This window comes from Halopseudomonas sp. MFKK-1, assembly GCF_027474385.1.
Taxonomy (GTDB): Bacteria; Pseudomonadota; Gammaproteobacteria; order Pseudomonadales; family Pseudomonadaceae; genus Halopseudomonas; species Halopseudomonas aestusnigri.
Genome location: NZ_CP114836.1, coordinates 1,819,155 through 1,839,518, shown reverse-complemented (window position 1 = coordinate 1,839,518; position 20,364 = coordinate 1,819,155). Strand labels below are relative to the sequence as shown.

General features: G+C 62.4%; 22 protein-coding genes. 8 read left to right on the top strand and 14 right to left on the bottom strand.

The window, feature by feature from the left end:
• Window positions 1–8: 8 nt before the first annotated feature.
• The 5 genes from rng to O5O48_RS08560 all read right to left on the bottom strand — a co-directional run bounded on the left by rng (window position 9) and on the right by O5O48_RS08560 (window position 4,634).
• Window positions 9–1,466: a ribonuclease G gene (gene rng, locus O5O48_RS08580; protein WP_088273185.1), complete on the bottom strand. Its 1,458-nt coding sequence runs from the start codon at window positions 1,464–1,466 to the stop codon at window positions 9–11.
• Between the two features lie 62 nt (window positions 1,467–1,528).
• Complete coding sequence (locus O5O48_RS08575) at window positions 1,529–2,110, bottom strand: Maf family protein (protein ID WP_228246650.1); 582 nt, start codon at window positions 2,108–2,110, stop codon at window positions 1,529–1,531.
• Window positions 2,100–2,573: a rod shape-determining protein MreD gene (gene mreD / locus O5O48_RS08570; RefSeq protein WP_228246649.1), complete on the bottom strand. Its 474-nt coding sequence runs from the start codon at window positions 2,571–2,573 to the stop codon at window positions 2,100–2,102. Before mreD ends, O5O48_RS08575 begins: the two co-directional genes overlap by 11 nt.
• Entirely contained in the window at window positions 2,563–3,453 is an 891-nt protein-coding gene (gene mreC, locus O5O48_RS08565) for a rod shape-determining protein MreC (RefSeq protein WP_269688620.1), read from the bottom strand. The genes mreD and mreC overlap by 11 nt, the downstream gene beginning before the upstream one ends.
• Window positions 3,454–3,593: 140 nt before the next feature.
• Window positions 3,594–4,634 (bottom strand): rod shape-determining protein, encoded by a 1,041-nt coding sequence (locus O5O48_RS08560; RefSeq protein ID WP_088273181.1) that lies wholly within the window; start codon window positions 4,632–4,634, stop codon window positions 3,594–3,596.
• A 306-nt stretch (window positions 4,635–4,940) separates the two neighbouring features.
• On the opposite strand from O5O48_RS08560, the gene gatC reads away from it, so the two are divergent.
• From gatC to O5O48_RS08535, 5 genes are all read left to right on the top strand, one after another.
• Complete coding sequence (gene gatC, locus O5O48_RS08555; RefSeq protein WP_088273180.1) at window positions 4,941–5,228, top strand: Asp-tRNA(Asn)/Glu-tRNA(Gln) amidotransferase subunit GatC; 288 nt, start codon at window positions 4,941–4,943, stop codon at window positions 5,226–5,228.
• A 30-nt stretch (window positions 5,229–5,258) separates the two neighbouring features.
• Entirely contained in the window at window positions 5,259–6,710 is a 1,452-nt protein-coding gene (gatA, locus tag O5O48_RS08550; RefSeq protein WP_269688619.1) for an Asp-tRNA(Asn)/Glu-tRNA(Gln) amidotransferase subunit GatA, read from the top strand.
• Between the two features lie 14 nt (window positions 6,711–6,724).
• Complete coding sequence (gatB, locus tag O5O48_RS08545) at window positions 6,725–8,173, top strand: Asp-tRNA(Asn)/Glu-tRNA(Gln) amidotransferase subunit GatB (RefSeq protein WP_228246647.1); 1,449 nt, start codon at window positions 6,725–6,727, stop codon at window positions 8,171–8,173.
• Window positions 8,174–8,229: 56 nt separating this feature from the next.
• Window positions 8,230–8,622: a septal ring lytic transglycosylase RlpA family protein gene (locus tag O5O48_RS08540; RefSeq protein ID WP_269688618.1), complete on the top strand. Its 393-nt coding sequence runs from the start codon at window positions 8,230–8,232 to the stop codon at window positions 8,620–8,622.
• 156 nt (window positions 8,623–8,778) lie between these two features.
• Window positions 8,779–10,827 carry a BCCT family transporter gene (locus tag O5O48_RS08535; RefSeq protein WP_269688617.1) on the top strand — a complete coding sequence of 683 codons (2,049 nt, stop codon included), beginning with the start codon at window positions 8,779–8,781 and terminating at the stop codon, window positions 10,825–10,827.
• A 60-nt stretch (window positions 10,828–10,887) separates the two neighbouring features.
• On the opposite strand, the gene O5O48_RS08530 is transcribed toward O5O48_RS08535, so the two are convergent.
• Window positions 10,888–11,472 carry a YajG family lipoprotein gene (locus O5O48_RS08530; protein WP_088273175.1) on the bottom strand — a complete coding sequence of 195 codons (585 nt, stop codon included), beginning with the start codon at window positions 11,470–11,472 and terminating at the stop codon, window positions 10,888–10,890.
• Window positions 11,473–11,647: 175 nt separating this feature from the next.
• Here O5O48_RS08530 and O5O48_RS08525 point away from each other — a divergent pair, with 175 nt between their 5' ends.
• Window positions 11,648–11,863 (top strand): hypothetical protein, encoded by a 216-nt coding sequence (locus tag O5O48_RS08525; protein ID WP_269688616.1) that lies wholly within the window; start codon window positions 11,648–11,650, stop codon window positions 11,861–11,863.
• On the opposite strand, the gene O5O48_RS08520 is transcribed toward O5O48_RS08525, so the two are convergent.
• From O5O48_RS08520 to O5O48_RS08510, 3 genes are all read right to left on the bottom strand, one after another.
• Window positions 11,860–12,153 carry a PA4642 family protein gene (locus O5O48_RS08520; protein ID WP_088273173.1) on the bottom strand — a complete coding sequence of 98 codons (294 nt, stop codon included), beginning with the start codon at window positions 12,151–12,153 and terminating at the stop codon, window positions 11,860–11,862. The genes O5O48_RS08525 and O5O48_RS08520 overlap by 4 nt on opposite strands.
• 67 nt (window positions 12,154–12,220) lie before the next feature.
• Entirely contained in the window at window positions 12,221–12,709 is a 489-nt protein-coding gene (locus tag O5O48_RS08515) for a hypothetical protein (protein ID WP_228246643.1), read from the bottom strand.
• 3 nt (window positions 12,710–12,712) lie between these two features.
• Entirely contained in the window at window positions 12,713–13,270 is a 558-nt protein-coding gene (locus O5O48_RS08510) for a hypoxanthine-guanine phosphoribosyltransferase (RefSeq protein ID WP_088273171.1), read from the bottom strand.
• A gap of 164 nt (window positions 13,271–13,434) precedes the next feature.
• Between O5O48_RS08510 and upp the strand changes: the two genes are divergently transcribed.
• Window positions 13,435–14,076, top strand: a complete 642-nt coding sequence (gene upp, locus O5O48_RS08505; RefSeq protein ID WP_088273170.1) for a uracil phosphoribosyltransferase — start codon at window positions 13,435–13,437, stop codon at window positions 14,074–14,076.
• Window positions 14,076–15,323, top strand: coding sequence for a uracil-xanthine permease family protein (locus tag O5O48_RS08500; protein ID WP_228246642.1), 1,248 nt, complete (start codon window positions 14,076–14,078; stop codon window positions 15,321–15,323). Before upp ends, O5O48_RS08500 begins: the two co-directional genes overlap by 1 nt.
• A gap of 6 nt (window positions 15,324–15,329) precedes the next feature.
• Here the strand turns inward: O5O48_RS08500 and O5O48_RS08495 are convergent, their stop codons facing one another.
• Genes O5O48_RS08495 through pilV form a run of 5 tightly spaced genes read right to left on the bottom strand, consistent with a single transcriptional unit; the run spans window position 15,330 to window position 20,252 of the window.
• Complete coding sequence (locus tag O5O48_RS08495) at window positions 15,330–15,728, bottom strand: type IV pilin protein (protein ID WP_269688615.1); 399 nt, start codon at window positions 15,726–15,728, stop codon at window positions 15,330–15,332.
• Window positions 15,725–18,595 carry a pilus assembly protein gene (locus O5O48_RS08490; RefSeq protein ID WP_269688614.1) on the bottom strand — a complete coding sequence of 957 codons (2,871 nt, stop codon included), beginning with the start codon at window positions 18,593–18,595 and terminating at the stop codon, window positions 15,725–15,727. Before O5O48_RS08490 ends, O5O48_RS08495 begins: the two co-directional genes overlap by 4 nt.
• Window positions 18,576–19,028 carry a pilus assembly PilX family protein gene (locus tag O5O48_RS08485; RefSeq protein WP_269688613.1) on the bottom strand — a complete coding sequence of 151 codons (453 nt, stop codon included), beginning with the start codon at window positions 19,026–19,028 and terminating at the stop codon, window positions 18,576–18,578. The genes O5O48_RS08490 and O5O48_RS08485 overlap by 20 nt, the downstream gene beginning before the upstream one ends.
• Window positions 19,021–19,794: a PilW family protein gene (locus O5O48_RS08480; protein WP_269688612.1), complete on the bottom strand. Its 774-nt coding sequence runs from the start codon at window positions 19,792–19,794 to the stop codon at window positions 19,021–19,023. Before O5O48_RS08480 ends, O5O48_RS08485 begins: the two co-directional genes overlap by 8 nt.
• Window positions 19,791–20,252, bottom strand: coding sequence for a type IV pilus modification protein PilV (pilV, locus tag O5O48_RS08475; protein WP_269688611.1), 462 nt, complete (start codon window positions 20,250–20,252; stop codon window positions 19,791–19,793). The genes O5O48_RS08480 and pilV overlap by 4 nt, the downstream gene beginning before the upstream one ends.
• Window positions 20,253–20,364 lie beyond the last annotated feature (112 nt).

Sequence of the window (20,364 nt, the reverse complement as noted above, 5' to 3'; positions counted from 1 at the left end):
ACGTCCCATTACATCAGCACCACGTCATACTGCTCCTGGGTGTACATGGTTTCCACCTGGAACTTGATCGGGCGCTCAATGAACAACTCAAGGTCAGCGACGTTCCCGGACTCCTCGTCAAGCAGCCGATCCACCACCGACTGTGAGGCCAGTACCATATAGGCTCCCGCCTGATACGCACGCGCCTCACGCAGGATTTCCCGGAAGATTTCGTAGCACACGGTTTCCGGGGTCTTCTGAATGCCCCGGCCCTGGCAGCTGGGGCAGGGCTCGCACAGCACCTGCTCGAGACTCTCGCGGGTGCGCTTGCGGGTCATCTGCACCAGCCCCAGCTCGGTGATGCCGATGATATTGGTCTTGGCGTGATCGCGCTCCAGCTGCTTTTCCAGCGTGCGCTGAACCTGGCGCTGATGCTCCTCGTCTTCCATATCGATGAAGTCGATGATGATGATGCCGCCGAGGTTACGCAGCCGCAGCTGACGGGCAATGGCTGTCGCCGCCTCCAGATTGGTCTTGAAGATGGTTTCCTCAAGGTTGCGGTGACCCACGAAGGCACCGGTGTTGACATCGATGGTGGTCATCGCTTCAGTCTGATCGATCACCAGATGCCCGCCGGACTTGAGCATCACCCGGCGCTCCATGGCCCGCTGAATTTCATCCTCGACACTGTAGAGGTCGAAGATCGGTCGCTCGCCCGGGTAGTGCTCCAGCAATTCTTCGACCCCAGGCATCAGCTCATGGACGAACTGCTCGACCTTCTGAAAGGTCTCCCGCGAGTCGATGCGAATCTTTTCCAGCCTGGGGTTGGCCAGATCGCGCAGGGTGCGCAGGGCCAGCGGCAAGTCTTCGTAGATAACCGAAGGGGCAGGCGCGGAGCCCATCTGCTGGCTTATCTGCTGCCACAGGCGGCGCACGTAGCGGATATCGACCAGGATATCTTCCTGCCGGGCGCCTTCGGCGGCGGTGCGCAAAATATAGCCACCGGCTTCCTGAATCCCCTCCTGCTCAAGCGAGTCGGCAACCACCTGCTTGAGCCTTTCACGCTCGGCCTCGTCCTCGATTTTCAGGGAGATACCGACATGCGGTGTCCGCGGCATATAGACCAGATAGCGCGAGGGCACCGACAGATGGGTGGTCAAGCGTGCACCCTTGGTACCGATCGGATCCTTGGTAACCTGCACCACCAGCGCCTTACCCTCATGCACGAGTGCACTGATCGGCTCGACCGCCTGGCCCTCACGGTCGGAAATTTCCGAGGCGTGGATAAATGCGGCACGCTCAAGGCCAATATCGACGAACGCTGCCTGCATGCCAGGCAGCACACGAACCACCTTGCCCTTGTAGATATTGCCGACAATACCGCGGCGCTGGGTGCGCTCGATGTGGACTTCCTGCAGCACGCCGTTCTCGACCAGCGCAACGCGGGTCTCCATCGGCGTGATATTGATCAGAATTTCTTCACTCATGGGCTCTACCACTCCTGTTCTGTCACCAGAATACCGGTGATCCGAGCCCTGGAACAGCCGCGTCAGAAGCGCTGCCAGCAGGGGATGCCAAAGGATTTGAGTAACGTCGCGGTTTCCTGCAGCGGCAAACCCACCACGGCGCTGTAGCTGCCCTCGATACGCTCGACGAAAATCGCGCCCAATCCCTGAATGCCATAACTGCCTGCCTTATCAGCCGGCTCGCCGGTATCCCAGTAGGCAGCAATCTCATCAGCCTGCAACGCCCGGAAGCGGACCCGGGTATCCACCCGAACCAGCTCGATGCGTTGATCGCAACCAACGGCGACCGCAGTCATGACCACGTGCTCGGCGGCGGACAGGGCGCTGAGCATCTGCAGTGCATCGGCGCGATCAACCGGTTTGCCGAGAATCCGATCGCCCAGCACCACCGCCGTGTCGGCCGCCAGGACCACCCGCCCCGGCGCGGCCTGAATCGCGGCGCGGATCTTGTCACGGGTCACGCGTTCAACATAGTCCACCGGAGCCTCGCCCGGTCGGACCTGTTCATCAACGCTGCAGAGCAGGCGTGCTGTTGGCACCCCAATCTGTTCGAGCAGCTCGCGCCGGCGCGGGGAACCGGAGGCCAGCAACAGTTCAGTTGACATGGAATCGCCGCCTTACCCCGCGTAACAGGGAGAAAACCCAGGGCCACAGCACTGCGCTGACCACGGCCGGGAGCAAAAACAGCAGCGTCGGCGGGCGATTGCCGCTGAGGCTGTTGAGCCACAGCAGAACCATCTGGGCGATGCCAAACACCGGCAGCATCACCAGGCTCTGCTGCCATAGCGGGAAGCGCCGGATGCGCTGGTACAGCAGCAAAACCATCCAGACCACCAGCGTCATGACCAGCGCATTCTGGCCGAATAGCTGACCGAAAAGCACGTCCGACACCAGCCCGGCCAGCCACGCAGTCAGCAGACCAACCCGGTGCGGCAGCGCCATGACCCAGTAGGCCAGCACCATTGCCAGCCACATGGGCCGCCCCAGGCTGACCGGATCAGGCATCGGCATGACACTCAGCAACAGCGCTGCCAGAATACTCAGGATAATGGCCAGACTAGTCTGCATTGCCTGCCTCCTCCGCTTCAGCATCCGCCGCAGATTCGACGTCCTCGGCAGCGTCCGGGGCGTCATCAGGCAACAGCTCCAGCGCCGGCAACACGTCGCCGTAGCCACTTTCCGGGCTGAACACCAGCAACAGGTAACGGCTGCGGTTAAGCTGGGCCGAGGGCGTCACCCGGACTTCGGCAAAGGACTGGGCCGGGTGACGAATCACCGAATGCACCCGACCAACCGGGTAGCCCGCCGGAAAGCGTTGCCCCAGCCCGGAGCTGACCACAATATCGCCCTCGCGCACATCGGCGGTATCACCCACAAAGCGCAGCTCAAGCCATTCGTTACGCCCGGTCCCGGCAGCCAGGGCGCGCAGACCATTGCGATTGATTTGCACCGGCAGGCTGTGGGAGGCGTCCGTAATAAGCAGTACCCGGGCACTGTGCGGCAGCACCTCGACAACCTGTCCCATCAGACCGGTTGCATCGAGCACCGGCTGACCGAGGAAGACACCATCAACCTCGCCCTTGTCAATCAGAATCCGCTGGGTAAAGGGGTTGGGATCGACGCCGATCAGCTCGGAGACCAGCACCCGTTCGTCGACCAGAGAGGAGGAATTGAGCAATTCGCGCAGCCGCACGTTCTGCTCCGTCAGCGTTGCCAACTTCTGCAGCTTGCGCTGGGTCAGCAGCGCTTCGGCGCGCAGGCGCTCGTTCTCGGCAATCAGCTGAGCTCGGCTGGTCGTCAGTTCAGCCGCCATCTGCCAGGCGCGCACCGGCATCTCAGCAGCGGAATACAGCGGTGCGACCAGCAGACCCAGCTGGGCACGCAGCGGTTTGAGGGCGTCGAAGCGGGCGTCCACCACCATCAGGGCGATGGACAGCACCGTCAGCACAACCAGGCGAACGCCAAGCGACGGCCCCTTGATGAATAGCGGTTTGATGGCAGGCTCCTCGCAGCCACAGGTTAGTTGCCGTCAGCGGCAAGCCGGACAGAGCCGGCACTCCCGTCCCGCGCGGCTTGCCACCAGCCTGATCACTCGGTCGACAGCAGATCCATGGTGTGCTGGTCCATCATTTCCAGCGCCTTGCCGCCACCACGGGCAACGCAGGTCAGCGGATCTTCGGCGACAATCACCGGCAGACCGGTTTCCTGAGTCAGCAGCTTGTCCAGATCACGTAGCAGCGCGCCGCCGCCGGTCAGAATCAGGCCACGCTCGGCGATATCGGAAGCCAATTCCGGCGGCGACTGTTCCAGCGCGCTCTTGACCGCCTGAACGATGGTCGCCAGCGACTCCTGCAGCGCCTCAAGCACTTCGGTTGAGTTCAGGGTAAAGCTGCGCGGCACACCCTCGGCCAGGTTACGGCCACGCACATCCACTTCCAGCGTTTCACCGCCGGGGAAAGCCACACCAATTTCCTGCTTGATACGCTCGGCAGTGGATTCACCGATCAGGCTGCCATAGTTGCGACGTACATAGGTCACAATTGCTTCATCGAAGCGGTCACCACCAACTCGGACAGACTCGGCGTAAACCACACCATTGAGGGAAATCAACGCGATTTCAGTCGTACCGCCACCGATATCGACCACCATGGAGCCACGCGCCTCTTCCACCGGCAGGCCGGCGCCGATCGCCGCGGCCATCGGCTCCTCGATCAGATAGACTTCGCGGGCACCCGCGCCCAGAGCCGACTCACGAATGGCACGACGCTCGACCTGGGTCGATTTGCACGGAACGCAGATCAGCACGCGGGGGCTGGGCTGAATAAAGCTATTTTCATGCACCTTGTTGATGAAGTACTGCAGCATCTTTTCACAGACGCTGAAGTCGGCGATGACGCCGTCCTTCATCGGACGAATGGCCTGAATGTTACCGGGTGTACGACCAAGCATGCGCTTGGCGTCGGTACCGACGGCGACGACACTTTTCTGATTGCCCGCTGTGGTACGAATCGCGACCACAGACGGCTCGTCCAGTACAATACCGCGATCCCGGACGTAAATAAGCGTGTTGGCTGTACCCAGATCGATGGACAGATCACTGGAGAACATGCCACGAATTTTCTTGAACATGCGTTGACTAGACCCCGAAGACGCGTGGGTTAATTGGAAAAAAGCACGGATAAGCCACCTGACCCTGACGCTGCAAAAACGGGAACTGGTGGCCAAAGGCCTTGACTGACGGCCTTCTGCGCAGTGCGTGCAGGTGACTGATCGGTACTTTCAGAAGTGTCGCAACTCTAACAATGGCGGGGTTTTTGGGCAAGGCGCGACTGTGGTAAATTCGCGCCTTTGCCCGCATTTTCCGTGGCGAACCACCAAACGGCGCCTGTCGCCAGCATACGACCGGAAATCACCGGCAACATGGAGCATACGTACATGTCCCTGGACCGCACCGATGTGGAAAAGATCGCGCATCTGGCCCGAATTGCCCTCAGCGAAGACGACATCCCCGCAACCACCGCCAAACTGTCCGGCATTCTTGAGCTGATCGACAAGATGCAGGCGGTGGATACCAGCGCCGTCGCACCACTGGCACACCCGCTGGAAACCACCCAGCGACTGCGCGCCGACGAGGTCACCGAAAGCAACCAGCGCGAGGCCTACCAGGCCATTGCACCGGCTACCGAAGCCGGCCTGTATCTGGTTCCCAAGGTCATCGAATAATCCTGCCGCGCCGAGACAAGAGACCCACCCATGCACGAGAAAACTCTGGCCGAACTGTCACAGGCCTTGCAGAACAAGACGCTCTCGAGCGTCGAGCTGACCCAACACTACCTCAAGCGAATCGAACAGCTTGATGGCAGCCTCAACAGCTATATCACCGTTACCGCCGAATCGGCCCTTGAGCAGGCCGCCGCAGCGGATGCCCGCATCGCCGCCGGCAACGCCACTGCGCTCACCGGTATTCCGCTGGCGCACAAGGACCTGTTCTGCACCCGGGGCCAGCGCACCAGCTGCGGCTCGAAGATGCTCGACAACTTCATTTCGCCGTACGAATCGACCGTCACCCAGCGCTTCCTCGACGCCGGCGCGGTCAGCCTCGGCAAGACCAACCTCGACGAATTCGCCATGGGTTCGTCCACCGAGTCCAGTTTCTACGGCCCGACCCGCAACCCTTGGGACACCGACCGGGTACCCGGCGGCTCCTCCGGCGGCTCTGCTGCCGCTGTAGCCGGCCGCCTGTGCGCTGCGGCTACGGGCACCGACACAGGCGGCTCGATCCGCCAGCCCGCCGGCTTCACGGCTCTGACCGGCCTGAAGCCGACCTATGGTCGGGTTTCGCGCTGGGGCATGGTGGCCTACGCTTCGAGCCTGGATCAGGGCGGCCCGATGGCCCGCACCGCCGAAGACTGCGCGCTGATGCTGCAGGTCATGGCCGGTTTCGACGCCAAGGATTCCACCAGCGTCGACCAGCCGGTGCCGGACTACAGCGCCAGCCTGAACGACTCGCTCAAGGGCCTGCGCATCGGCCTGCCAAAGGAATACTTCGCCGCCGGCCTGGACGCTGCGACCAGCGAAGCCATCAGCGCCGCGGTCAAGCAATTTCAGGCGCTCGGCGCCGAAGTCAGGGAAATCAGCCTGCCGAACGCCGAGCTGGCGATTCCGGCCTACTACGTCATCGCCCCGGCTGAAGCCTCCTCCAACCTGTCCCGCTTTGACGGCGTGCGCTTCGGCTACCGCTGCGACCACCCGGCCGACCTGACCGACCTGTACAAGCGCTCACGTGCCGAAGGTTTCGGCGCCGAGGTCAAGCGCCGCATCATGGTCGGCACCTACGCACTGTCGGCCGGTTACTACGATGCCTATTACCTGAAAGCGCAGAAGATCCGTCGCCTGATCAAGAACGACTTCATGGCCGCCTACGAACAGGTCGATGTGATCCTCTGCCCGACCTCGCCGACCCCGGCGTTCAAGATCGGCGAGAAGATCGACGACCCGGTCAGCCTGTACCTGACCGACATCTACACCATTACCGCCAACCTGGCCGGGGTTCCGGGCATCGCCCTGCCCGCCGGGTTTGCCAACGGTCTGCCGCTGGGCATGCAGCTGCTGGGGCCCTACTTCAGCGAAGCCCGTCTGCTCAACATCGCGCACCAGTACCAGCAGGTTACCGACTGGCACCAGCGCGCTCCGGCCGGCTACTGAGAGGATTGACAGCAATGCAATGGGAAATCGTCATCGGGCTGGAAATCCACGCCCAGCTCACCACCGCGTCGAAGATCTTCTCCGGCAGCGCCACCACCTTCGGCGCCGAACCCAACACCCAGGCCAGCCTGGTTGACTTGGGCATGCCGGGCACCCTGCCGGTGCTCAACGCCCAGGCCGTGCGCAACGCGGTCAAGTTCGGTCTGGCGATCGACGCCGAGATCGGCATGACCAACGTGTTCGCGCGCAAAAACTACTTCTACCCGGACCTGCCCAAGGGCTACCAGACCAGCCAGATGGATCACCCCATCGTCGGCAAGGGCTATCTGGACATCACCCTGGAAGACGGCACCGTCAAGCGTGTTGGCGTGACCCGCGCGCACCTGGAAGAAGACGCCGGCAAGAGCCTGCACGAAGACTTCCACGGCATGAGCGGCATCGACCTCAACCGTGCCGGCACCCCGCTGCTGGAAATCGTTTCCGAGCCGGACATGCGCAGCGCCAAGGAAGCGGTCGCCTACGCCAAGACCATCCACTCGCTGGTGCGTTATCTCGGCATCTGCGACGGCAACATGGCCGAAGGATCCTTGCGCTGCGACTGCAACGTCTCGGTGCGCCCCAAGGGCCAGACCGAGTTCGGCACCCGCTGCGAGATCAAGAACGTCAACTCGTTCCGCTTTATCGAGAAGGCAATCAACACCGAAGTCCAGCGCCAGATCGAGCTGATCGAGGATGGCGGCAAGGTGGTCCAGGAGACCCGCCTGTACGATCCAAACAAGGACGAAACCCGGTCCATGCGCAGCAAGGAAGAAGCTAACGACTACCGCTACTTCCCCTGCCCTGACCTGCTGCCCGTGGTGCTGGAACCGAGCTTTATCGAAGAAGTCCGTGGCGAGCTGCCGGAACTGCCGCAGCAAAAACGCGAGCGTTTCGAAAGCCAGTTCGGCCTGTCAACCTACGACGCCAGCGTCTTGAGCGCCAGCCGCGAACTGGCCGACTACTTCGAGCAGGTGCAGCAAACCTGCGGTGACGCCAAGCTGGCGGCCAACTGGGTGATGGGCGAGCTGTCCAGCCTGCTCAACAAGGAAGGCCTGGAGATCGAGCAATCGCCGGTCAGCGCTGCGCAACTCGGCGGCATGATCCTGCGCATCAAGGACAACACCATCAGCGGCAAGATCGCCAAGATGGTATTCGAGGCGCTGGCCGCCGGCGAAGGGGACTCTGCCGATGCGATCATCGAAGCCAAGGGGCTCAAGCAGGTCACCGACAGCGGCGCCATCGAGGCCATGCTGGACGAGGTACTGGCCGCCAACGCAGCACAGGTCGAACAGTACCGCGCCAGCGACGAAGCCAAGCGCGGCAAGATGTTCGGCTTCTTCGTCGGTCAGGCGATGAAGGCCTCCAAGGGCAAGGCCAATCCGCAGCAGGTCAACGAACTGCTGCGCAAGAAGCTGGAAGGCTGAACCGGAAGGCGGCGGCGCGGTCATACAGGCTCCGCCGCCTAACCGGACGTCACCCCATGCTGCGCTTTCTGTTGACCGTACTGACTGCACTGATAGCGCTGAACGCCAGGGCCGATGCGCTATCGCTCGGCGATCCGGGCTGGAGCCAGACTGGCAAAGCCTCCTACTACTCGTCCCGCCTGCACGGCAAGCGCACCGCCAGCGGCGAACCCTATGATGAAACCGACCTGACCGCAGCCCATCCGGCACTGCCATTCGGCACCCTGATCAAGGTCACCAATACCTACAACGGCCGCAGCGTGGTCGTGCGCGTCAATGATCGCGGCCCCTTTGTCGGCCACCGCATCATCGATGTCTCCCAGCGCGCCGCAGAGCAGCTGGGCATGATTCGCGCCGGCAGCGCCCGCGTGCGCATCGAGTTGCCAGACCCGGATCAGCCTAGCGACTGAGCGGAACTTTTCTCCCTGAGCTACCCTCCACTGACAGTCAACGACTGAACACGCTCGCCGAACGTCCGGCCTGTGGCGCGCTCAGCGCGGCCTGTTCAGCGCCCCATTGGAGCAGCCGGTGCATAGGACCGGCGTACGCAGGACAAGGAGATCTGCATGACTGACGTCAAGCGTGGCTGGCAATCAACCGTTCTGGTTCCGGTCTTTGCCCCTGCCGTTATCGTTACCCTGCTTCTGGTGATCGGCACCATCAGCAATCCGGCGCTGGCCGGCAGCCTGTTCTCCAGCACGCTGAGCTACATCACCACCACCTTTGGCTGGTTCTATATGCTGGCCGTCGCCAGTTTTCTGCTGTTTGTAGTGCTGGTGGCCTGCAGCAGTTGGGGCAACATTCGCCTCGGACCGGACCACGCCGAGCCGCAATACAGCTTCCCGGCCTGGTTCGCGATGCTGTTCTCGGCCGGCTACGGGATCGCCCTGCTGTTCTTCGGCGTCGCCGAGCCGGTTACCCACTTCGCCAGCCCGCCTGCCGGCGCACCGGAAACCCTGGATGCGGCCAAACAGGCCATGCAGATTGCCTTCTTTCACTGGGGTTTTCATATCTGGGCGATCTACGGCCTGGTCGGTCTGGTGCTGGCCTACTTTGCCTTCCGCCACGGCCTGCCCCTGTCCATGCGTTCGGCCCTCTACCCGCTGATTGGCGAGCGCATTCACGGCCCGATAGGCCACACGGTCGATGTGGTAGCGATTCTCGGCACCCTGTTCGGTATCGCCACGACGCTGGGGCTATCCGTCGCGCAGATCAACGCTGGGCTCAATTACCTGTGGCCAAGCATTCCGGTAGCCAGCAGCGTGCAAGTCGTGACCATCGCCGCCGTCACCGGTCTCGCCCTGTTTTCAGTGGTGGCCGGGCTGGACAAGGGGGTAAAGAACCTGTCGATCCTGAACATGGTGCTGGCGGTGACGCTGATGCTGTTCGTCTTTCTGGTCGGCCCTTCCATCTTCATCCTCGAAGCCTTCCTGCAGAACACCGGTAGCTACCTGAACAACATTGTCGAGCGCACCTTCAACCTGCAGGCCTACACCCACAGTGACTGGATCGGCAACTGGACGCTGTTCATCTTCGGCTGGACCATCGCCTGGGCGCCCTTTGTCGGACTATTTATCGCCAAGATCAGCCGCGGCCGCACCATCCGACAGTTCGTCTTCGGCGTCATGCTGGTGCCAACCATCTTCACCTTCCTCTGGTTCTCGGTGTTTGGCGATACCGCCTTGCACCTGATCATGAACGAGGGCTACACCACGTTGATCAGCGAAGTGCAGGCAGACAAGGCGATTGCGCTGTTCAAGCTGTTCGAGCATCTGCCACTGACCAGCATCGTGTCGTTCGTGACCGTGGTACTGATCGTCACCTTTTTCGTCACCTCATCGGACTCCGGTTCGCTGGTGATCGACTCGCTGGCCTCCGGCGGCGTGCTGCAGACACCGGTATGGCAACGCGCCTTTTGGGCGATCCTGGAGGGGGTAGTTGCCGCGGTATTGCTGATCGCCGGTGGCCTGAGTGCCCTGCAGACCATGACCATCGTCACCGCCCTGCCCTTCGCCATCATCATGATCATTGCCATGCTCGGCATGTGGCGCGCGCTGGTCATCGAAGGCCACCGTGACATCAGTCTGCTGCATCACATGCAGGTCAGCCGCTACAGCGACAACAGTCTGGCAGCCAACTGGAAGAAACGTCTGGCCAGTATCGTCAACTTTCCCGATCGCGCGGCGGTGGAGGGCTTTATCCACAACACAGCCATGCCCGCCATGCAGCGCCTGAGCCAGGCACTGGTTGCCCAGGGCTGGCCGGCAGAAGCGGCCCTGGATGCCGATAACGGCCGCGCCTATCTGCAGATCAGCAAGCCCGACCAGCTGGATTTCGTCTACGAAATACGTCTGCGCGAATACCTGCGACCGGACTTCGCCTACCCGGAAATGCGCCGCACCGACGATGATGCTCAGCAGCATTACTATCGGGCCGAGGTCTTCCTGCGCCGCGGCGGGCAAACCTATGATGTTTATGGCTATGATGAGCAGGAAATCATTGGCGACATCCTCGACCACTTCGAAAAATACCTGCATTTTCTGCACATCTCGCCGGGCGTCCTGCCCTGGAACATGGCCGAGCACGACGAGATGCTGCAACAACCACCCACCTGAGTGGGCCGAAGGCAAAAAAAACCGGCACATGGCCGGTTTTTTTGTTCAGTCGCACAAGCCTTACTGCTGCAGCACCTGAAGAATCATCGGGTCCTGGAACACCCGAGTCAGGGCATCACTCATCACGTCGGTAACCAGCTTGGTATTGGTTTCCTGGTTAGGCGCGTAGCCAAAACGCTGCTGCAACGAGGAGCTGAAACGTCCCTGATAATTACGGTTCATATTGCTGGCTTCGGCAACGAAGGTCGCGCTGATATCCGCCTGGGTCACATAGACCGAGCTCTTCGGCGACTGATAGCGCAAATCTGCCAGATTCAGCGTCAAGCGGTTCGCATTTGGCGTGCCCTCCGGCACAACACTGAAGCCCAGTTGCCGCAGCGCCTGCTCAACCTGCTGACGAATCACCGGCAGCGCACTGTCGCTGATAGTGATGTTGCTGGAGTCGGGGTAAATACCGCCGCGGGTTCCCAGCACCTTGTTCTGCCGGGTGTCCTGCACCTGCACACTGACCGGCTGCTGGCGGGCAACCGGGCTGAGCGGCTTGTTGATCTGGGGCTGCACTGTCAACTGCTGAGGACTGTGGGCACAGCCCACCAGCACCGCGGCCATAAGAGCCAGCAGCAACATGCCTGAACGCTTGAGCATAAGAACCTTACTCCTGCCGTCTGTCGGGATTAAAAAAGAAAAGTGGTCGGCGCCACCTTGGACAGGCGCAGCATACTCCGGTTCCGAAAGCGCCAACAGAGGGCCAAGTGAACTGTCATCAGGCTGACATCTCGATGGGCGATGCTGCGCGCAAAGTCGCAGAGGAAAAATTGTCATGTTCGCCAATCTGTTCGCGCGCTGCCGCTACTACGCCCAGCTTGACGCCCAGGCTGTCTGCGTTGCCGTGTGGGCGCTGTCGCAACAGCCGCAGCAGGGCTGCTGGGTCGAGATCAACGAGCTGCAACCCCGCTGGATCGGCAAGCCGCTACCGGCAGCTGCCCGTATCAGCCGGCGCGAGACCCGCGCCAGCTGGAGAATGCTGCCGGCTTAACGGGCGCCTGCTGCTTCCAGGGCCGCGACGTAGTCTTCGGCCTGCGCGTGTTCACGCACGATGGCCAGGAAGGTACGGCCATCGGCACCCACTGCATTCAGGTCGTGCCCGGCGGCCTTGAACATCACCAGAAAGCGCTCGAAATCTTCCACACGCAGGCCGCGATAGGCGCGCACCAGCAGATGCAACTCAACCGACTCGTCGCTGTTGTAGGGGCGTGCGTTCAGAAATACCGCAACCTGTTCGTCGGTCATCGGCTCACCGATCACCTTCTGCTTGTCTTTACGCATGAAACGTCCTCAGAGAGTTCAGGGCCGGCATTGTAACCATCCCCCGAGCGTCCCACCAGTTCGGAACTCAGTCCGCAGCCGGGACCGGCGCAGAATGGAGATCGGCCCAGATCAGACCGTTACCGTAGAACCGCCCCTGCACGTAATCCGTGCCGGGGCTATCGAGCATTTGCCGGATAGCGGGCAGCAGGGCCAGCGGATAGTTGATGACGAGCAGAGCACCGTCATCGGCAAGGCGTGCGCCGCGCTGCCCACCGGCGCCATCGACAAACTGCAGGCGCGCCCGCTGCACCGGCGAACCGGGCAATACGCTGCGCCCCTCCAGCAGAAGCGAGACGCTGGCCTGCGCATCATTCGGGCGAGCCCCCGGGCGCAACTCGCTGGCAACCGTCAGACTGTAGCGTTGCACCTCGAATAACACCTGCTCGGGCTTATCCTGACGCTGACCGTAGAGATCTTCCGGCAGATATTCATCGTGCGGCAGCGCCACCGGGGCAGCGGCAAGCGACTGCACCAGCAACGCCCCCAGGGTCAGCGCAACCGCCCGACGCATCATGCCTCAGTGCCCCTTGAGGGCAAAAATGCCGGCGGCGTTGCGCCAGTAACCCTTGTAATCCAGACCGTAACCGAAGATGTAGCGATCCTCAACATCCAGCCCGGTAAAGTCGGCACGCATGCCCGGATAGGCCTTGCGGTCGTGCTGTTTGTCGAGCAGCACAGCCGTATAAACATTCTCGGCACCGGCATCCCGGCAATACTCGACGATGGCGGCCAGGGTATGACCTTCATCCAGAATGTCATCGATGATCAGCACGGTACGGCCGACCAGTGAATGCTCGGCACGCGCCTTCCAGAACAGTTCACCACCGGACAGTTTGTTGCGATAGCGAGTCGCGTGCAGATAACCCACTTCCATCGGGAACGGCAGCTTCGGCAGCAGCTTGCCACTGATGATCAGGCCACCGTTCATGACACTGTAAACAATCGGGTTGCTGTCGCTCAGACGCGCCCTGATCTCGGCTGCCATGTTGTCCAGCGCACCCTCGACGTCGGCCTCGGTAAACAGGCAATCAGCCTCTGCCATAACCTGCTTGATGTGATCCAGTTCTACCGCCATGCATGACCTCCGCCGGTCCCGGTATGGAAAAAGGGGCGAAAAATACCCATGTCGCCACGAAAGCACAAGTATAGAGACGGTTTTCCGACAGACGAGCCCCTGCTGTCAACGCCAATGCTGTGCCATAATTGCCGCGCCCTTCCACGCAAGAGAGAAGTTCCAGCATGAACGTGAAAGAAATCCGCCATCCTTTGATACGACACAAACTGGGCCTGATGCGCCGCAGTGACATCAGCACCAAGAATTTTCGTGAGCTTGCGCAGGAAGTTGCTGCGCTGCTGACCTACGAAGCAACCCAGGACATGGCGGTCGAGACCCACACCATACAAGGCTGGTGTGGCGATGTGGAAGTGGAAAAACTGAGCGGCAAGAAAGTAACCGTGGTGCCGATTCTGCGTGCCGGTCTCGGTATGCTGGACGGCGTACTCAGCCTGGTGCCGAGCGCCAAGGTCAGCGTCATCGGCCTGGCCCGCAACGAGGAAACCCTCGAAGCCGACACCTATCTGGAAAAACTGGTGGGTGAACTGAACCAGCGTATGGCGCTGATCATCGACCCGATGCTGGCCACCGGCGGCTCCATGGTGGCTACCATCGACATGCTGAAGAAGGCCGGCGCGCGCGAGATTCGTGCCCTGGTGCTGGTAGCAGCGCCCGAGGGAATCCAGCGCGTCAACGATGCCCATCCCGACGTGCAGATCTACACCGCATCAGTTGATCAGCGTCTGAACGAGCACGGCTACATCATCCCGGGCCTGGGCGATGCCGGCGACAAGATTTTTGGCACCAAGCAGAAGGATATCGTTTGATGGAAGGCGTTCAGACCCACGGCTGGCGCACTGCGCTGGCCGGTTCCCAGATGCTGTTTGTGGCTTTCGGCGCACTGGTACTGATGCCGCTTATTACCGGCATGAACCCGAGCGTTGCCCTGTTTACCGCCGGTATCGGCACCCTGTTGTTCCAGTTCACCACCCGCCGGCAGATTCCAATCTTCCTGGCCTCCAGCTTCGCCTTCATCGCCCCGATCATGTACAGCAACCAGACCTGGGGCCTGCCCGCCACACTCGGCGGTCTGGTCGCCGCCGGCGTGGTCTATATCCTGCTCAGCCTGCTGGTACGCCTGTGGGGCCCAGGCTTCATTCAGCGCCTGCTGCCACCGGTTGTGGTAGGACCGGTGATCATGGTCATTGGTCTCGGTCTGGCCTCGGTCGCCGTCAACATGGCCATGGGCAAGGCCGGAGACGGCAGCGCCCAGCTGGTCGAATACAACACCGCCATTCTGATTGCCGGCGCATCGCTGATCACCACCATCATCGTGGCCGTGTTCGCCAAGGGCATTTTCCGTCTGGTACCCATTCTGGCCGGCGTATTGGTCGGCTATGCCCTGTCCTGGCTGCTGGGCGTCACCGACTTCACCCAGGTTGCCGCAGCGCCCTGGCTGGCGGTGCCGGATTTTGTTACCCCCGAATTCCAGCTGGCGGCGATCCTGTTCATGATCCCTGTGGCAATTGCACCCGCCATCGAACACATCGGCGATGTGCTTGCGATTGGCGGCGTGACTGGCAAGAACTATCTGGAAAAGCCCGGCCTGCAGAACACGCTGCTCGGCGACGGTATTGCTACCTCGGCAGCAGCGTTCTTCGGTGGCCCGCCCAACACCACCTACTCGGAAGTCACCGGCGCAGTCATGCTGACCCGCAACTTCAACCCCAACGTAATGATCTGGGCGGCGGTGTTTGCCATCGTTCTGGCCTTTATCGACAAGTTCGGCGCCGTCCTGCTGGGCATGCCGGTGCCGGTCATGGGCGGGATCCTTTGCCTGCTGTTCGGCTCCATCGCGGTGGTCGGCCTGAACACTCTGGTGCGCCATCAGGTCGACCTGTCCCAGGCCCGCAACCTGTGCATCGTCTCGGTGACACTGGTCTTCGGTATCGGTGGCATGGTGATCGGCAATGACAGCTTCAGCCTGCAAGGCATCAGCCTGTGCGGCGTGGTTGCCATCCTGCTCAACCTGATCCTGCCCAAGGCCGACGAAGAAGCCCCTGCTGCTCACTGAGCGACCTCAACGACGCCAGCAGAGCGCATCTGCTGGCGTCCGTTGCCCCGCCTGATTGAGGCTGTACGCAGCGCACACGTCTGCGGCCATGATCCCCTCCGCCTCTGCCACTGCCGTCAGCACAAATGTTTGCGCTTGCCGTTGCACCGCCAACCGGTACACGGCGCGCCCGCGAGCCGGACTCTGCACATGCAGCCCTGCCACCTCCCCCTGATCATAGCGCCCGCCGCTGGCGTAAAGACGCTCGAGCCGCTGCGCATTCTCCATCAGTAACGCGCTCACCTCGACGCGCTGCGCCTTGCGCACGTGATTGAGATAGGACGGATAGGCGAGGCTGGCCAACAGGCCGGCCACAACCAGCGCAATCAGAAGCTCAAGCAGGCTGAAGCCGCGCGGAGCCTTCATTGCAGCTGCCGCCAATGGATGCGGGTCAACTGGCACTGCCCCTGCGCCAGCAGCTCGGTCACACCGGCACTGCCCGCCACCCGATAGTGCTCGCCCTCACACCCGGCCGGCGGCAGCGGCTCTGTGGTATGCCCGCGCGTCATCTGCAGCCCAAGCGGCAGACCGATATCCAGAAACTGGCCGGCGGCAAGCGGGTCGCTGTCATCCACTCGCCGGTCACGATTAGTGTCCAGGGTGGCATGGGGCGGCATGGCACCGTCATCCAGGGTCAGCATCATCAACCAGCCGCCCGCCGTCGAGACACAGGGATCGGGATCCTGCCCTTGCGGTGTCACCGTGGTAAACACCACCCGACCGCCCTGCACCATCGCCGGCGATGTAACCCGCTCCGCCGAGCGTTCTCCCACCGACAGAGGCAGATACCAGCCTGCCTTGAAACGCCAGTCCACGGACTCGCCGGAGGCCTGCCGCATGCCGGACTGCGAACCGCCCAGCAGCCGCTGAGCATGCAAATCGCGGGGGGACAGGGTTTGCCCCAGCTCGGCGGGCTGGCGGCGCACCGCATAAAATGCCTGCTCCTCGGTGCTGCCGGGATCACTTACATCCAGCAGTCGGCCGCTCCCTATCAACAGCAGATCGGCCCGGGCCGCTGCGCTGTAGGACAGGACCGGCGCCGCCGTGAGCGGCTGGCCGGGCTCCGCACGAAACAGGGGGGCGCCCTGATTGCCGATCTGCCAGTCAGTCGGATCATCCGCCGAGAGATCGAACTGCCAGAGCTGGCCATGCAGGTCGCCACCATAAGCGGCAACAGGACGTCCCTGACTGTCACGTTCCAGCATCAGCGCCGACAGACCATTGTCACTGCCAAGGCCGGGACGGGCGGGCAGATCAAGCTGGCGAACCAGCTCGCCGCTCAGCGCATCGATCACCAGCAGTGCGGCCTGGCCGGCAGCGCTGCCATACCCGTTTCCGGTCAACAACAGATCGCGGCCTGCCCGCTCCATGAACAGGGGCGCAGCGTAGACGTGCCCCAACGCGGCCCACTCCGGCTCGCTGGCATCATGCTCCCAAAGCGCCTCAGGGTACGTTTGCCCCGGCGCCTCAGCAAACAGTCGCAACATGATCAGCCCCCGACCACCGGCGCCAAGCCCCGCAGCAGCGAGCGTGTGCCAGTCACCATCATGGCGCAGATCAGCCAGCGCAATGCGTCCGTCAACACCTGCGCGATGGGAGTGTGACGCAGGATAATCCACTGCAGCCCAGGCTCGCAGTGAGGGCAATAACGCGGCCACGAAATAGCTGTAGAGGCGCTCGCCACCAACCCCTACCACGTGCAGGAAGCCGTCGTTGCTGCCCAACAGCAGCAGATCGCCAAGCTGTGCCCGCTCACCTAAATAGTCCGCGTAGCCGCCATCCGCTGAGGTGTTCAAGGGCGCCCCGGCCGGCAGCAGGACCGGCCCGTAGCGTCCGGGATCGCCAAGCAGGTTCTGCCGCTGGCGCAGGCCGGCAACCGGCTCCCCACGCAACCAGTTCAGCATTTGCTGGCCTCCGTCTGCCGACTCGCCAAGCAAATCCGTCGCCATCTCCTCCAGCAGCTGCCGCTGTTCTCTTCCCAGAGCAGCATAGGTTGCCCCATCCAGCGCCAGCACACCCGCCGAGCCGGCCGCCCGCCGCCAGGTCTGAAGTCGGCCGCGCGGAGCGTCGCGGGCGTAGGCCTGCTCAGTGCTCCAGTGGAGCTGCGCTGGCGCTCCGACAGCATCAAGGGTTCGGAGCTGGACCTCACCACCGACACCGTCCGCTGACTGGTAAATTTGCAGCAGCAGCGCCTCATCAACCTCGCTATCGGAAGACGTCAGATCCAGTCTCTGACTCAACAGCAGACGCGGCTCCGACGATTCGCTGATCATCTGGGTCAACGCGACCCCGAGTTCGCCTGTGTCCTCAACCGTCCGATACAACCCACCGCCAGCCAGTGCTGCAGAGCGCAATCTTACGTCGTCGATGGCAAACCCCAGCACATGGGTACGTAGAGACTGACGCGGGTGAAGCGGGTCATCCCAACTCGCACCGGCGGCATCCTGGCCGCCGCTGCGCAGATCCAGATCGCGGGCAAAGGCAGCCACATCATCGAGGTAGAAGGTGCTGCCAGGCTGATGCAGCGGCTCACCATTTGCATCGTTATCGGCATTGCCGTCCCAGTCGGGCAACCCGAAGTGGCCACCCGAAGCAGACAGCAGGCCGGCCGGATCCTGATCCCCCGAGGTAGGGAACTGGCTGTCGTAGGTGGGCAAGCCATCGGTAATCAGCAGCGCAGCGCTTGGCTGGCAGCGCCACTGCAGGGGGCTGCTGTAGGTGGCCTGTGCGGGGTTGTAAAACGAATCCATGCCACGCAGGTAGCGGCTGATTTCGTAATGGGTTTCCGCCAGTGGCGTCCAGGTATAAAGATCGGGATTGGTACCGGTGTCAGGCGCCAGAGCGTCCAGTGCCTGCTCCAGCCGGCGCAGATGCTCCTCACCGGCAATGCCGGGCGAGATACCAGCCACCTCAACCAGCAACCGGCCGCCCGCCGTTTCCCGTGAAGTACCGATACCGCTGGACGAATTGAACGCAAACAGACCAAAGCGCGTGTTGCGCTGCTGATGCAGCAATCGCCACACCGCCTCGCGGGCAACCTGCAAACGGCTCTGCTCACCCATCATGGTCATCGCCATGCTGCTGGAGCTGTCGAGCAGGATAACCACGTTGGCCGGGACCGCCGCTTGCGACCTGTACGCCCGACTCATAGGCTCAAAGCCGGCAGCAGGGGCACTCAGCAACAGGCCGAAAGCAACTCCGGCAACGCTGCTGCTAGCGTAAGGTATAGGCATAGATCGCCTCCAGTTGCCGGCGGCTGCGCCCCAGCCTTGCGTCGACCTGAAGCAGGTAAACACGGCTTTCGCCGCTTACCTCCAGCTGAGCAGGCATGCGGCTGGTACCCACCCACTCAATTCGGTAACGAACATCTACCGCACCGGCAGACTGCCGCCGGCGCCAGCCATCCTCGTCCGAACTCGGCACGGCGGAACACTGCATTCCGTCACAGGGCTGCGCAGGGACCTCAAGTTCACCTGTAGCCAGCTCGCTCTCAAGCTCACGCATGGCGCTTTCCGCCGCCTGAAAGCAGCGCGTCGCCAACATCAGATTGGCCGCCTGTTGCTGCTGAATACGGGCCGAGCTGCTCGCCGCCAACGCACCGATTGTCAGGGCCAGCAGACAGATCAGAGTAATGGGCAGCACACTGCCCGACTGCCGGCTATTCATTGACGAACCCATCCGGCCGATTGCGCAGACGCGTGACCTGGCGAAATACCTGCCCACGCCCAGAGCCCACACTCACACCAGACGCGCCAGGCTCCAGCGCCAGCTCGATACGCACACTGCGCAGACGTGCCTGCTCAGCGCTGCTCAGGGTAGCCTGATAGCCCCCGGATACCCCAACGTTGCCGATATTCTCCGCCAGTGCGAACCCGGGCTCGAAGCGTGCAACGTGCTCGATCAGCGTTTCAAAGTTGCCGACACCATTGACCCGAACCTGAATTCGCCCTCCCTGTTGCCGGTAGTCGATCTGACGCAGCGGCACCAGCCAGTCGCCCGGCAGCACCATCAGGGTATGCTCCTCGCCCAGACTGACCCGCTGCCGGCAGTCGCCCGCCAGCAGCCAGCGTGCGCCATAATCGGCGGCTCGAATCGTTTGTGGTGTCTCAAAGACAGGCTGCACAGGTAAACCGGTAATCAGCGTCAACACTCCCTGCTCAAAACGCACCGGCCGGGCCAGCACCTCCGGCAGTCCTCCCGGTAACGCCTGCTCCAGATCCAGACAGCCGTAACTGCCACTGGCCCGCAGGTCACGGGACAGGCGCCCCAGCACATAGCGTGCGTCCTCCTGCATCCGTGCACTCTGCTGCTGCCACAACCAGGTTTGCCGGCTGCTTGCAAGGTACTGGACCAGCGCCAGCACCAGCGTCAAACCGAGCAGCATCGCGACCATCAGTTCAACCAGACCGAACCCGCGCAAAGATCCCGTCATGCCCCACCGCCCAGCTGCACGGCGAGCACCAGTTCGTCGTCCGTGCTGCCCTCGATGCGCGCCTGTGACCAACTGACACGCACGCTCACGGCCTTGCCATCCACCGTTATCCGCGCGCGTCCCTGCGGCAACTGACAGGTCACGCCACTGGCGAAGTCGACCCGATCCTGTTCCAGCACCGACAGCGGCGGGTCGAATTCCTCTGTGCACTCGCCAGCGATGCTGCCGGCGTAAAGCGCGCGCTGATCGGGATTGGCACGCATGCGCTCCAGCAGATCGGTTACCAGCAGGGCCGCCTGGGCACGATAGGCGCTGTCCTGGGTGTAGCGCAGGGCGTTGAGCTGAAGCGCCGCAGCCCCAAGCACGCCCAGAGCAACCAGCAGCAGGGCAATCAGGACTTCAATGAGAGAGAAGCCGCGCTGGCCGCCGGCCGCGGCAGCGCGAGAGTGGTAAGCCATGACGGCTGAATCCTTGAGCCAAATCCATTTGGCGGATCTGCCGGACTGCAGCTACGCGGCGAACGTCATCCGTTGACGGCCCCATACTAGGGTGATCAGCCCGCGGCAACCT